The organism is Embleya sp. NPDC050493, from assembly GCF_044458105.1.
GTDB lineage: Bacteria > Actinomycetota > Actinomycetes > Streptomycetales > Streptomycetaceae > Embleya.
Genome location: NZ_JBITHP010000002.1, coordinates 689,870 through 702,685, shown reverse-complemented (window position 1 = coordinate 702,685; position 12,816 = coordinate 689,870). Strand labels below are relative to the sequence as shown.

The following is a 12,816-nucleotide window of genomic DNA, read 5'->3' as shown; positions in this document are numbered from 1 at the left end:
ATCCCGGTACCGAAACTGGGTGTCCGACCCGTGGGAATCGATCGTTTCCGGGTGGGGTCGCGGCGCTACACCCGTGTTACGTATGCCTCACCCGTCACACCTGTCGGCCGATCAGCAGGCCGAGCAGGTAGGTCAGCCCGCCCGCGGCGGCGCCGAGGACCAACTGGCGGGTGCCGCCGAACCACCACGGGCGCGCGGTCACCCGCGAGACCACGGCGCCGGCACCGAACAGGCCGAGCGCGGTCAGCACCAGGGCGGGCGCCAACGTGCCGGCGCCGAGCAGGTAGGGCAGCAGCGGGAGCAGCGCGCCGATGGCGAAGAAGGCGAACGAGGAGCCGGCGGCGAGCCACGGCGAGGGCAGGTCGTGCGGGTCGACGCCGAGTTCCTCGCGGGCGTGGATCTCCAGGGCCAGTTCGGGGTCGCGGGAGAGTTGGCGGGCCACCTCGACGGCGAGGTCCTCGTCCAGGCCGCGGGCGATGTAGAGCTCGGCGAGTTCGCGCTGTTCGGCCTCGGGGCTGCGGCACAGTTCGCGGCGCTCCACCTCGACCTCGGCGCGGGCCAGCTCGGCCTGCGAGGCGACCGAGGTGTACTCCCCCGCCGCCATCGAGAAGGCGCCGCCGGCCAGTCCGGCCAGTCCGGTGACCACGACGGTCCTGGGTGTGGCGTCGCTGCCGACGATGCCGGCGATCAGCGCGAAGTTGGAGACCAGTCCGTCCATCGCGCCGAACACGGCCGGGCGCAGCCAACCGCCGCCGATGTCGCGGTGGGTGTGGTCGATGCCGTCCCGGTGCCCGAGCGTCGGGCCTGCGTCGGGGACCTCGGCGGCTGTGTCGGTGGTCTTCAAGGTCGTTCGGCCCTCTCGTCACGCTGGGACCTGGACGCTACCGTTTCGGCCCGAACCGCCGCCGGCCAGGAAAGCCTGTCCGAACCCGAGGAGGCTGCCCCGAACCCGTGGTGTGACGGGTTCGGGGCAGCCTCCGGTGTGGCGGGGTCAGCCCTTGTCGGCGGGCTTGCGCAGGGCCACGGGGGTGGGCTCGGCGTCGGCGACCGCATCGGCGTCGGCGTCGGGCCCGTCCGCGTCGCGACGCGCATCCGCGGTCGCATCCGCGTCGGCGTCGGCTTCCGTCGCGCTCTTCGCGTCCTCCGGATCCCGCGCCGCCTTCGCGTCCTTCGCGTCCGTCTCCGGCTCCGCGTCGTGGCCGCGCAGCGTGGCCGGGTCCTCGCGGCCGGGGTGCTTGCGTGCCGAGATCCAGATGTAGGCGATCGCGCCGGCGAACACGAGGATCGCGGTCCAGTTGTTCAGCCGCATGCCCAGCACGTGTTCGGCGTCGTCGACGCGCATGTACTCGATCCAGAATCGGCCCACCGTGTAGCCCGCGACGTAGAGCGCGAAGGCCCGGCCGTGGCCCAGCTTGAATCGGCGGTCGGCCCAGATCACCAGTGCCGCGACGCCCACGCACCACAGCGACTCGTACAGGAACGTCGGGTGGAAGGTGCCGGCCTGACCGGGGTCGATCACGTTGTGGTCGCCGTCGATCTTCACCGCCCAGGGCACGTCGCTCTCGCGGCCGTAGAGCTCCTGGTTGAACCAGTTGCCCCAGCGGCCCACGGCCTGGGCGAGCACGATGCCCGGGGCGAGCGCGTCGGCCAGCGCGGGCAGCGGGATGCCCCGGCGCCGGCAGCCGATCCAGGCGCCCACCCCGCCGAGCGCGATGGCGCCCCAGATGCCGAGGCCGCCCTTCCAGACGGCGAACGCCTGCATGGGGTCGCCGCCGTCGCCGAAGTACGGTCCCGGCGTGGTGATGACGTGGTAGAGGCGGCCTCCGACGAGGCCGAAGGGCACCATCCACACGGCGATGTCGCCGACGGTGCCGGCGCGGCCGCCTCGGGCGACCCAGCGTCGCTCGCCGAGCCAGATCGCGAGGACGACACCGAGGATGATGCACAGCGCGTAGCCGCGCAGCGGGATCGGACCTAGGTCGATCTGGCCGCGGGAGGGGCTGGGAATGAATGCGAGGTCCATGGCGGGTACGACGCTACCGGGTGTGGGGGCGAACGTGTGCCGGCGGGCACATGCGAACGGGCGCGGCACCGGGGAAACGGTGCCGCGCCCGCGCGTCGGCGAAACGGAGGGTGACTACTTGATCGCAGCCAGGATCTGCGCGCGCACCTCGTCGGGGGTGGCCAGGCCGCGGCCCTTGACGATCAGGTCGATGGTCTTGCCGTTGATGCCCGCGGTCGGGGTGCCGGTGACCGGGGTGTCGCCGATCTTGGCGTTCTGGAACGCGTCCTCGACCTTGTCGACCCAGCCGGCCACGCTCAGGTCGTTGACGCAGGCGTCGAAGGTGGGCGTGCGCAGGCCGTCCACCTTGCCCGCGAGGTCGAGCAGGTAGGACCGACTGGCGAACTTGTCGTCCAGCTCGTTCGGCTGGTTGGCGAAGAGCGTGTCGTGGTACGGGGCGAACTTGCCCGCGTTCTGCGCGCAGCCGGCGGCGTTGGCCGCGTACTTGGAGCCGTTGCCGCCGAGCTTGCCGTCCAGGAACGAGGCGATGTGGTAGTCGATCTTGATGGTGCCGGCGTCGGCCATCTGCCGCAGGGTGGGGCCGAGTGCCTTCTCCACCTCGTGGCAGATCGGGCAGCGGAAGTCCTCGTACATGATCAACGAGGGGGCGTTCGGGTTGCTGCCGACGGGGACGCCCAGACCGTCCGCGGACAGGTTCGCGGGGGCGCTGAACGGCTTGGCGAGCGCGTCCTTCCAGGGGCCCTTCTTCTTGTTGGTCTTGGACATGCCGACGACCACGCCGATGATGGCGACCACCGCGAGGACGGCCACCACCGCGCCGGCGATGACCAGCACGCGCCGGCGCTTGTCGATCGCCTGCTGCCGGGCGCGCTCCTGGGCCATCCGCTCGCGCGCGGTGCGCTTGCCTTCGGAATTCTTCGAGCTCACGTGATCTCAGGGCCTTTCAGTTCCCGGTTTCCGGGGTTCCGGTTCGCGTCCCCGCGGTACTCGTCCGCGTCCGTGTCCCGCTCGTCCTCGTCGTCCCCGTCGTCGTCCCGGTAGCGGTCGTACGGCGGTTCCTCGGGGAACAGCCAGGCGTCCGCGGACAGACGGGTGCGCGGGAAGACGATCAGCCAGATCGCGAGCAGCATGAAGCCGCAGTCCCGCAGGATCTCCTCGAGGTAGGCGGTCTTGTCCGGTTCGACCGGCCCGCCGCCGCCGAAGCAGCCGCAGTCGATCGCCAGACCGCGCGCCCAGGCCTGGGCGATGCCCGCGATGAACACGAGCAGGAGCAGCGCGGACAAGGACGCGACCAGGCGGGTGCCGATCCCGACCACCAGGAGCAGGGCCAGGCCCAGTTCCAGGTAGGGCAGGGCGTAGCCGACCGGCTCGACGAGGTCGTCGGGCAGAACGTCGTAGCCCCGGACCGCGTATGCGGCCTGGTCGGGGTCGAGCGCCTTCTCCCAGCCCGCGTACGCCCAGACGAAGGCCAGGCCCAGTCGGGCGGCGAGGCCGATCCAGGGGGCGACCCTGCGCAGGCTCGCGAGCGGGCCGGCGGGTGCGGTGCCGTTGGGGGTGGCCGTCGCGGTCACCGGTCGGCCACCTGCTCGATCGTCTTGCCTTCCAAGGTCTGACCTCCGTCACGACGGGTGAGGCGCGGGGACCCCGGTCCGGTGGTCCCCCGCACCCCGGACCGGCACATGTCCTGTCTAACCGGCGGAAGGCGCCTTAGGTTCCTGTCCGAGTGCCGCCTTACCACTCCCGGGGTTCTCCAGGCGCTGGTCGAGCAGTTCACGAAGGTTGTCGGGCGAACGCATGGCCGAGTTCCCGCCGTCCAGAATTTTTCCGTCCACCGCGACGGCGGGCGTGGCGGAGACGCCGGAGCTTTCGAACGCGCTCTCGGCGGCGGCCACCCACGCGGCGTTGGCGTCGGTGTTCACGCACGCGTCGAACACCTCGCCGCGCAGGCCGGGAACCTGGCCGGCCAGGTCGAGCAGCCGGGCTGCGGTATAGCCGTCCTCGGACTCCTCGGGCTGGTTCCGGAACAGCACCGCGTGGTAGGCGGCGAACTTGCCCGCGTCCACCGAGCAGCGTGCGGCGTTCGCCGCCTTGACCGAGCCGGTGCCGCCGAGCTTGCCGTCCAGGAAGGAGGCGATGTGGTAGTCGACCCTGATCTTTCCGGCCTCCGCGTAGTCGGCCAGGAGCGGGCCGAAGCCGGCTTCGAAGCGCTTGCAGAACGGGCAGCGGAAGTCCTCGAACACGGTGACGGTGACCGGTGCCGAGGGGTTGCCGACCCGGATGGTGCCGTCGGCCTGCACGGTGGCGGGCAGCGTGGCCGGGTCGACGTCGCGGATGGCGGACTTGGCCGCGTTCGACCCCTTGGCGTTGTCGGAGTCGTCGTCCTTGTCGTCGTGGCCGACGGTGAACACCACGCCCAGGACGGCGGCCAGCACCGCGACCACGAGCACGCCGACGACGGCCAGGATGACGGGTGTTCGGTTGGTCCCGGGTTTGGTGCTCAACGCTGGTTCCTCCGATGTGGATGCGGATGGGGATGGGGGCGGGATGACGCGGACATGGCAACGGCCGCCGCGGGGGTGCTGCGGCGGCCGTTGATGAGCCGATGTACCTTTCGGCGCGTTTTTACACGGACCGGTGGCTTTCCGTGGGCGTCAGCGCTTGCGGACACCCTCGGCGAGCTCCGCGGCCAGGGCACGGACGGCGTCCAGGCCGGCCTGTTCGTTCGGCGCGTCCAGCAGGGCGCGCACGAACGCGGAGCCGACGATGACGCCGTCGGCGTAGGCCGCGACCTCGGCCGCCTGGGCGGCGGTGGAGACGCCCAGGCCGACGCAGATCGGCAGGTCGGTGGTCTTGCGGGCACGCGCGACCAGGTCGCCGGCGAGCGAACTCACCGAGGCCCGGGCCCCGGTGACGCCCATGACGGACGCGGCGTAGACGAAACCGCCGCAGTGGCGGGTGGTGTAGGCGACGCGCTCGTCGGAGGAGGACAGGGCGACCAGGAAGATCCGGTCCAGGTGGTGCCGGTCGGTGGCGGCGATCCAGTCGTGTGCCTCGTCCGGGATCAGGTCGGGGGTGATCACCCCGCTGCCGCCGGCCGCGGCCAGTTCGCTCGCGAACCGCTCGACGCCGTAGCGCTCGATCGGGTTCCAGTACGACATGACCAGCGTCGCGGCGCCGGTCTCGGCGACGGCGCGCACGTTGTCGATCACGTGGTGGGTGTTGGTGCCGTGGGCGAGTGCGTGTTCGACGGCGCGCTGGATGACGGGGCCGTCCATTTGCGGGTCGCTGTAGGGCAGGCCGACCTCGATGATGTCGCAGCCGCCCTCGACCATCGCCCGCATCGCGGCGGCGGAGCCCTCGGCGGAGGGGTAGCCCGCCGGCAGGTAGCCGACCAGCGCGGCGCGGTTCTCGGCGCGGGCCGCGGCCAGCACCTCGGTCAGCCTGGTGGTGGTGCCGGTGCCGGTCACGACTGCTCCGCTTCCGCGTCGAGGAGATCGAAGTACTTGGCGGCGGTGTGCATGTCCTTGTCGCCGCGCCCGGAGAGGTTCACCAGGATGGTCGCGTCCGGTCCGAGTTCGCGCCCGACCTCGATCGCGCCGGCCAGGGCGTGCGCGGACTCGATCGCCGGGATGATGCCCTCGGTGCGGCACAGCAGCCGGAACGCCTCCATCGCGGGGGCGTCGTCGATCGGCCGGTAGATCGCCCGGCCGGTCTGGTGCAGCCACGCGTGCTCGGGCCCGACCGCCGGGTAGTCCAGGCCGGCCGAGATCGAGTGCGATTCCATGGTCTGCCCGTACTCGTCCTGGAGCAGGTAGGTGCGCGCGCCGTGCAGGACGCCGATCGAGCCGCCGGTGATCGAGGCGGCGTGCCGGCCGGTCTCCACGCCGTCGCCGCCCGCCTCGAAGCCGTACAGGCGCACGCCCTCGTCGGGGATGAACGCGTGGAAGGCGCCGATCGCGTTGGAGCCGCCGCCCACGCACGCGCAGACCGCGTCCGGCAGCTTGCCGGTCAGGTCGAGCACCTGCTGCCGGGCCTCCACCGAGATGACCTTGACGAAGTCGCGGACCATCGCCGGGAAGGGGTGTGCGCCGGCGGCGGTGCCGAGCAGGTAGTGGGTGTTGTCGACGTTGGCGACCCAGTCGCGCAGGGCCTCGTTGATCGCGTCCTTGAGGGTGCGCGAGCCGATCGCCACCGGGATCACCTCGGCGCCGAGCACCCGCATCCGGGCCACGTTCAGCGCCTGGCGCTGGGTGTCGAGTTCGCCCATGTAGACGACGCAGTCGAGGCCGAGCAGGGCGCATGCGGTCGCGGTGGCCACACCGTGCTGGCCGGCGCCGGTCTCGGCGATCACCCGGGTCTTGCCCATGCGCTTGGTCAGGATGGCCTGGCCGAGCACGTTGTTGATCTTGTGCGAGCCGGTGTGGTTGAGATCCTCGCGCTTGAGGAGGATCCGCGCGCCGCCGGCGTGCTCGGCGAAGCGGGGCGCCTCGGTGATGATGCTCGGGCGCCCGGCGTAGTCGCGCAGCAGGCCGGTGAACTCGGCCTGGAACTCCGGGTCGTCCTTGGCCTTGTCGTAGGCGGAGGTCAGTTCGTCGAGTGCGGCGATCAGCGCCTCGGGCAGGAAACGCCCGCCGAATACGCCGAAGTGGCCGGAGGGGTCCGGCAGTTGGGCTTTGCTGGACATGCGAGGTCCTTGTCGGTGTGGCATGCCGTGCGGACGGCACGTTGCTGACGGGTGGGTCAGGAAACGTGTCCGCGCCATCGGCTGCCCGGCACCTGGCCGGGCTCGCAGCCGATCACGTAGCGCACCCGGCGTCCCCGGGCCCGACGGGCGGGCGCGCGGCAGCCCCGGGGCTTGCAGCCCCTGGCCAGTCGCGGGTCCATGCTCATGCCGCTCGCGTCCTCAGCCGCGTCCGTGCCGGATCGCCGGGTGGGCGCCCGCGGCGACCAGGTCGGCGACCGAGCTGCGCGGGTCGCGACCGGTGACCAGGGACTCGCCCACCAGAACGGCGTCGGCGCCGTTGTTGGCGTAGGCGATCAGGTCGTGCGGACCGCGCACGCCGGACTCGGCGATGCGCACGCACGAGTCCGGGATCAGCGGGGCGATCCGGGCGAAGTTGTTGCGGTCCACTTCCAGGGTCTTGAGGTTGCGCGCGTTGACGCCGATCACGGTGGCGCCGGCGTCGAGCGCGCGGGCGGTCTCCTCCTCGTCGTGGACCTCCACGATCGTGGTGAGACCGATCGAGCGGGACCGCTCGATCAGCGAGATCAGCGCGTTCTGCTCCAAGGCGGCGACGATCAGCAGGGCCACGTCCGCGCCGTGTGCGCGGGCCTCCCACAGCTGGTAGCTCGTCACCATGAAGTCCTTGCGCAGGACCGGGACGTCGACCGCGGCCCGAACGGCGTCGAGGTCGTCGAGCGAGCCGCCGAATCGGCGCTGCTCGGTGAGCACGCTGATCACCGAGGCGCCGCCGGACTCGTAGTCGGCGGCCAGGCCGGCCGGGTCGGCGATCGCGGCGAGCGCGCCCTTGGAGGGGCTGGAGCGCTTGACCTCGGCGATGACGGCGATGCCGTCGCCGCGCAGGATGCTCTCCGCGTCGCGGGGCGCCGGCGCCTGGGCCGCGAGTTCCTTGATCTCGTCAAGGGAAACGCGGGCCTGTCGTTCGGCGAGGTCGGCGTTGACACCGTCGATGATCTCGTCGAGAACCGTCACGCCCTACATCCCCTCGTTTGTCCGGAGAACCTGCTCCCCCGGCTCTCCGATGGTATAGGCCGATTCGAACAGACCCGTCCACGCCGCACCGCCGAAGAGGTGGGGGCAGCATACGGCGTCGCACGGTGGGTTCGTGCGCACGGTCCGGCCGGCGAATCACCGGTCGTCACTGTGCGTCAGGGCGCGAGCGGGGCGCCGAACGGCAGGTCCCGGACGACCCAGAAGAGCAGCACGACCACGAGCAGGCCCCACAGCGCCCGGGGATCGGCCAACCCCCGGCGCGGCTCGCCGCGCGCGGTACGCACCGCCCAGCGCAGCCACAACAGGCCGATCAGCGGGAACAGCGCGACCGCCAGCGCGTTGTAGCCCAGCGCGGCGGACAGGTCGAGATGGGTGAGCGCGTGCACACACCGCAACCCGCCGCAGCCGGGGCAGGCCAGGCCGGTGACCACCAGATACGGACAGGGGGGATAGTGGCCGCTCTCGCGCGGATCGACCAGTCCCACCCAGGTGGTCGCGGCGGCGAGCAGGGCCAGGCTCGCGGCGGGCAGACCGAGGTTGCGCAGCCGGAAGCCGGTGCCGGGCGCGGGGCGGGCCGGGGTGGTCATCGGCCCATTGTGCCGTCGGGGTGCGCCGTCAGAGGTCACCCAGCGTGTCTTTCCAGCCGAGAAGGAAGACGCCGACCATCCAGGTGGTCCAGAAGATCACGCCGAGCAGGACCGTGCCGATGGTCCAGTTGCGGGCCCGCAACGAGGCGAGCCGGGCACCGGCCACGTCGCCGCGGTGCCAACGCTCGTTGACACTGGTCGCCGCGAGCAGCGCGGGCACACCCGCGAGGAAGCAGCAGAAGACGGTCGCCACGATCGCCCACGCGAGGTAGTTCTCCGGTGGGCCGGGCGGCGGACCGGCGGGCGGCGGCGTGGTCGGCGGCCCGTACGGCATGGCGTGCCCGAACGGCCGGGCCGGCGCGTTCCACTCCCGCGTCCGATCCGAACGCTCCTCACCGCCACCGGGAGCCCCCGGGTAGCCGTAGGCCACATTCCCCCCTCGGCGTAGCGCCGCAACGGCACGCCCACCCTAGAACAGCACCGAGCCCACCGCCGCAAACGCCGACCGGGCGAACCCACCGGCCCGACCGACGCTCGAAGCCGAATCGGCCGGGCCGGCGCTCGAGGCCGGATGGTCCGGCCCGGCCACACGCGAGGCCGAAGCCGGACGTCAGCGACGCGCGGGTGCCGCGCCCAGACCACCCATCCGCATGCCCGCACCGGCGACGCAGCCCACCAGGACCACGGCCGCACCGGCCCAGAACAACATCACATTGGCCGCGATCATCGCGACGCCGGAGATCGTGCAGCCGATCAGCGCCAGTATGGTCACGGTCCAGGCGGCGGGGGTGCTGCCGTGGTTTCCGGCTTGCGACGACATCGCTCAACTCCTTCGGCTTCACATTTCACACGCGTGGGCGCGGTTGCCGTGACGCCGTTCGGGGCGCCGCGATCACAACCGCGCGATTCTTATTGTCACCCGTCGGGAGCAGTGCTCAGCGCGTGGGGTCCTCGCCCCGGTCCAACGCGTTCCACAGGTCGGCGTTGGTGGCCGGGCCGCGCTTGGCGGCGACCGCCTTGCCCGCCGGGGCCTCGTAGCGGTTGGACATACCGGGCCAGCGCCGGCCCCGAAGCACCACGAGCAGGCCCGCGAGCAGGATCAGCACGCCGCCCACGGCCGCGAACCACGGCCAGATCGTGTGGCTCACGTCCACCGCGCGGACCCCCTCGACGGCCGCCTTGCCCGCCGCCTCGGAGTTCACCGCCGACGTGTCGCCCGCGCCCCGCACGGCCAGCACCGTGACACCGATCCCGGCCAGGGTCACCAGGGCACCGATCGCGGTCCGGCCGATCGTCCGGGTGGCGAGCACCGCGAGGCCGCCCGCGAGCCCGAGCAGGGCCAACGCGGAGGTCGCCTTGTTGATCGCGTTGCCGCTCGCGTGTACCGCGATCCGCGAGCCGTGCACCGGTGCGGTGCCCTCGGCCCAGGTGCGGCCGGCCACCGAGAGCACCAGGGCCGCGCCGACCAGGGCGAGCAGGACCGTGACGGTCAACTCGCGCCGGGCGGCCCTGCGCTCGCGCAGCGCCCGGTCCTCGACCGGCCCCGCCTCGACCGACCCCGCCTCGACGGATTGTGCCTCGCCCGGCTCCGCCGCCCGCCCCGCGGCAGCGCCCGCCGGTTCGCCGGCCGCTCGGTCGTCGGTCTCGGTGCCGGCGCGCGCTGCGCCGGCCTCGGTCCTCGCGTCGCTCATGTCACCAGCATGACCCACGCCTCGCGGCGGCCCGACCCGGGGTTCGCGGGCCTACCCGGGCCGGACGTCGTGCGCCGGTTCGAGCGTCGCCGCGATGGCCACCGCGCGCAGCACCGCGGCCGCCTTGTTGCGGCATTCCACGTCCTCGGCCTCGGGCGAGGAGTCGGCGACCACACCCGCTCCGGCCTGGACGTAGGCCACGCCGTCGCGGATCAGCGCGGTACGGATCGCGATCGCGGTGTCCAGGTCGCCGGCGAAGTCGACGTAGCCCACACAACCGCCGTACAGGCCGCGCCGGGTGGGCTCGAAGTTCTCGATGATCTCCATCGCGCGCGGCTTGGGCGCGCCGGACAGGGTGCCCGCCGGGAAGCACGCGGCGAACACGTCCAACGCGGTGCGGCCCGGGGCCAACTCGCCCACCACGGTGGACACGATGTGCATCACGTGGCTGTACCGCTCGACCGACATGAAGTCGATCACCTCGACCGTGCCGGGCGCGCAGACCCGGCCCAGGTCGTTGCGGCCCAGGTCGACGAGCATCAGGTGCTCGGCGCGTTCCTTGGGGTCGGCGAGCAACTCCTCGGCCAGGTCGGCGTCCTCGGCCGGGGTGGCGCCGCGCGGACGGGTGCCCGCGATCGGGTGCAGCATCGCGCGCCCGTCCTCGACCTTGACCAGCGCCTCGGGGCTGGAGCCGACCACGTCGAAGCCGCCCTCGGCGCCGCCGTCCGGACCCGGCAGCCGGAACAGGTACATGTACGGGCTGGGGTTGGTCGCGCGCAGGATCCGGTACACGTCCAGGGCACCGGCCTCGGTGGGCATCTCGAAGCGCTGGGACAGCACGATCTGGAACGCCTCGCCGGCCCGGATCTCCTCCTTCGCCGCCTCCACCGCCTTGCGATAGGCGGTCGAGCCCCACGGGCCGACCGCCTCGGCGACCGCGCCGCGCTCGAACGCCGCCGCGGCCAAACCGGTCGGCCGGGCCAGGTCGGCGGTCATCGCGTCCAGCCGGGCCACCGCCGCGTGATAGGCGTCGTCGACGCCGGACGCGCGGTTGTCGTGGTTGATCGCGTTGGCGATCAGCAGCACGCTGCCGTCCACGTGGTCGAGCACCGCCAGGTCGGTGGCCAGGAACATCATCAACTCGGGCACGTGCAGGTCGTCCACGGCCGAGTCCGGCAGCCGCTCCAGCCGGCGCACCACGTCGTAGCCGAGGTAGCCGACCATCCCGCCGGTCAGTGGCGGCAGTTCCAGGCCCGGGACGCCGTGCGGGGTGTGCAACGCGGCCACGGTGGCCCGGAGCACCTCCAGCGGATCGCCGTCCACCGGCACGCCCACCGGCGGGGTGCCCAGCCAGCGGGCCCGCCCGGCCGCCTCGGTGAGCACCGCCGCGCTGCGCACGCCCACGAACGAATAGCGCGACCACGAACGGCCGTTCTCGGCGGATTCGAGCAGGAAGGTGCCCGGCCGCTCGGCGGCGAGCTTGCGGTACAGGCCCACGGGGGTGTCGCCGTCGGCCAGGAAGCGCCGGGTGACGGGGATGACCCGCCGGTCGCGCGCGAGCGTCCGGAAGGTGTCGAGGTCGGGGGTGACGGTTCCGGTGGTCATGGCGTGCGCAATCTCCCGGGCGGCGAGGTCGGGCGGAGCCGGGGCCACACGGGCCCGGCACCGGCGGCGGTCAGTCGGAGACGAGCAGGACGTCCGCGTCGAAGCAGGTGCGGTCGCCGGTGTGGCACGCGGCGCCGGTCTGCTCGACCCGCACGAGCACGGCGTCGCCGTCGCAGTCGAGCGCGACCGAGCGGACCTTCTGCACGTGGCCGGAGGTGTCGCCCTTGACCCAGTACTCCTGCCGGCTGCGACTCCAGTAGGTGCATCGGCCGGTGGTCAGCGTGCGGTGCAGCGCCTCGTCGTCCATCCAGCCGACCATCAGCACCTCGCCGGTGTCGGCGGCCTGCGCCACGGCGGCGATCAGGCCGTCGGGGTCGCGCTTGAGGCGCGCGGCGATGGTCGGGTCGAGGTCGGACGGCCGCGCGGGCGGGTGGGGGGCACCGGTCATGCGCGCATTGTCGCAGACCGACGCGGGCCGCTCGGTCGGGCGTTCACAGGCCGGTACGGGCCGTACGCAGGGTCTCGATCGCGGCCGCTTCGCCCTCGATCTCGACCCGGGCCTGGTCCTTGCGGCCGAACAGGTACAGGAGCAGCTCGCCGGGGTGTCCGCTCAGCGTCACCACGGGCGTGCCCTTGTGCACGGTCTGCGCGGGTTGCCCGGTCGCGGTGTCGGTGCGGCGCAGCGCCACGCCCACCGGGACGCCGCGCAGCGCCATCCGTGCGGCGCCCCTGGCCCGCTTCCACAGGATCTCGGTGAGTTCGGGGTCCAGTTCGCGCGGTTCGGCGCCGCCGGATTGGGCCCGGCGTACGTCCTCCAGGTGGATGAAGTACTCCATCGTGTTGGCCGCCGCGTCCACGCCGGGGATGCCGAACACGGACAACTTCGGCGGGCCGTCCGCGACCTGCCGCACGCTCTGCTCGTACGGCTTGGCCGCCTGCCGCAGCCGGACCTTCTCGGTGTGGCTCGCGAGCGGCGCGAGCATGATGCCCGGCGCCGAGTCGGGGCGGTGCTCGCGGACCACCAGGTGGGCCGCGAGGTCGCGGGTGGTCCAGCCCGCGCACAGGGTCGGTGCGTCCGGGCCCAGGACGCGCAGCAGTTCGGCGAGTGCGGCGCGTTCGGTGCGAGCGTGGGATGTCGGCATGTGCCGATCCTTCGGCCCGCACCGGGCGCGGTCA

General features: G+C 72.6%; 16 protein-coding genes. All 16 read right to left on the bottom strand.

Annotated elements, in window-relative coordinates:
• Positions 1–94: 94 nt before the first annotated feature.
• Positions 95–844, bottom strand: a complete 750-nt coding sequence (locus ACIBM5_RS06380; RefSeq protein WP_391582587.1) for a VIT1/CCC1 transporter family protein — start codon at positions 842–844, stop codon at positions 95–97.
• A gap of 147 nt (positions 845–991) precedes the next feature.
• The gene (gene lgt, locus ACIBM5_RS06375) at positions 992–2,023 is read right to left on the bottom strand and encodes a prolipoprotein diacylglyceryl transferase (protein ID WP_396005671.1); all 1,032 of its coding nucleotides are present in this window, start codon (positions 2,021–2,023) and stop codon (positions 992–994) included.
• A 114-nt stretch (positions 2,024–2,137) separates the two neighbouring features.
• Complete coding sequence (locus ACIBM5_RS06370) at positions 2,138–2,950, bottom strand: DsbA family protein (RefSeq protein WP_396005670.1); 813 nt, start codon at positions 2,948–2,950, stop codon at positions 2,138–2,140.
• Positions 2,947–3,594, bottom strand: coding sequence for a MauE/DoxX family redox-associated membrane protein (locus tag ACIBM5_RS06365; RefSeq protein WP_396005669.1), 648 nt, complete (start codon positions 3,592–3,594; stop codon positions 2,947–2,949). The genes ACIBM5_RS06370 and ACIBM5_RS06365 overlap by 4 nt, the downstream gene beginning before the upstream one ends.
• Positions 3,595–3,711: 117 nt before the next feature.
• The gene (locus ACIBM5_RS06360; RefSeq protein ID WP_396005668.1) at positions 3,712–4,524 is read right to left on the bottom strand and encodes a DsbA family protein; all 813 of its coding nucleotides are present in this window, start codon (positions 4,522–4,524) and stop codon (positions 3,712–3,714) included.
• A 150-nt stretch (positions 4,525–4,674) separates the two neighbouring features.
• Positions 4,675–5,490 (bottom strand): tryptophan synthase subunit alpha, encoded by an 816-nt coding sequence (gene trpA, locus ACIBM5_RS06355; protein ID WP_391582592.1) that lies wholly within the window; start codon positions 5,488–5,490, stop codon positions 4,675–4,677.
• Positions 5,487–6,707 (bottom strand): tryptophan synthase subunit beta, encoded by a 1,221-nt coding sequence (trpB, locus tag ACIBM5_RS06350; RefSeq protein WP_396005667.1) that lies wholly within the window; start codon positions 6,705–6,707, stop codon positions 5,487–5,489. Before trpB ends, trpA begins: the two co-directional genes overlap by 4 nt.
• A 56-nt stretch (positions 6,708–6,763) precedes the next feature.
• Positions 6,764–6,913, bottom strand: a complete 150-nt coding sequence (trpM, locus tag ACIBM5_RS06345) for a tryptophan biosynthesis modulator TrpM (RefSeq protein ID WP_391582594.1) — start codon at positions 6,911–6,913, stop codon at positions 6,764–6,766.
• Between the two features lie 13 nt (positions 6,914–6,926).
• Complete coding sequence (gene trpC / locus ACIBM5_RS06340; RefSeq protein ID WP_396005666.1) at positions 6,927–7,736, bottom strand: indole-3-glycerol phosphate synthase TrpC; 810 nt, start codon at positions 7,734–7,736, stop codon at positions 6,927–6,929.
• 176 nt (positions 7,737–7,912) lie between these two features.
• Entirely contained in the window at positions 7,913–8,344 is a 432-nt protein-coding gene (locus tag ACIBM5_RS06335; RefSeq protein WP_396005664.1) for a DUF2752 domain-containing protein, read from the bottom strand.
• Positions 8,345–8,372: 28 nt separating this feature from the next.
• Positions 8,373–8,774 carry a CD225/dispanin family protein gene (locus tag ACIBM5_RS06330; protein ID WP_396005663.1) on the bottom strand — a complete coding sequence of 134 codons (402 nt, stop codon included), beginning with the start codon at positions 8,772–8,774 and terminating at the stop codon, positions 8,373–8,375.
• A 180-nt stretch (positions 8,775–8,954) separates the two neighbouring features.
• Complete coding sequence (locus tag ACIBM5_RS06325; RefSeq protein ID WP_391582598.1) at positions 8,955–9,164, bottom strand: HGxxPAAW family protein; 210 nt, start codon at positions 9,162–9,164, stop codon at positions 8,955–8,957.
• A 115-nt stretch (positions 9,165–9,279) separates the two neighbouring features.
• Positions 9,280–10,035: a TIGR02234 family membrane protein gene (locus tag ACIBM5_RS06320; RefSeq protein WP_396005662.1), complete on the bottom strand. Its 756-nt coding sequence runs from the start codon at positions 10,033–10,035 to the stop codon at positions 9,280–9,282.
• A gap of 51 nt (positions 10,036–10,086) precedes the next feature.
• A complete protein-coding gene (locus ACIBM5_RS06315) occupies positions 10,087–11,640 on the bottom strand; it encodes an anthranilate synthase component I (RefSeq protein ID WP_396005660.1) in 1,554 nt (517 codons plus the stop codon).
• A 70-nt stretch (positions 11,641–11,710) separates the two neighbouring features.
• Entirely contained in the window at positions 11,711–12,088 is a 378-nt protein-coding gene (gene hisI / locus ACIBM5_RS06310) for a phosphoribosyl-AMP cyclohydrolase (protein ID WP_396005659.1), read from the bottom strand.
• A gap of 43 nt (positions 12,089–12,131) precedes the next feature.
• Positions 12,132–12,782, bottom strand: coding sequence for a TIGR03085 family metal-binding protein (locus tag ACIBM5_RS06305; protein ID WP_396005657.1), 651 nt, complete (start codon positions 12,780–12,782; stop codon positions 12,132–12,134).
• Positions 12,783–12,816: the final 34 nt, after the last annotated feature.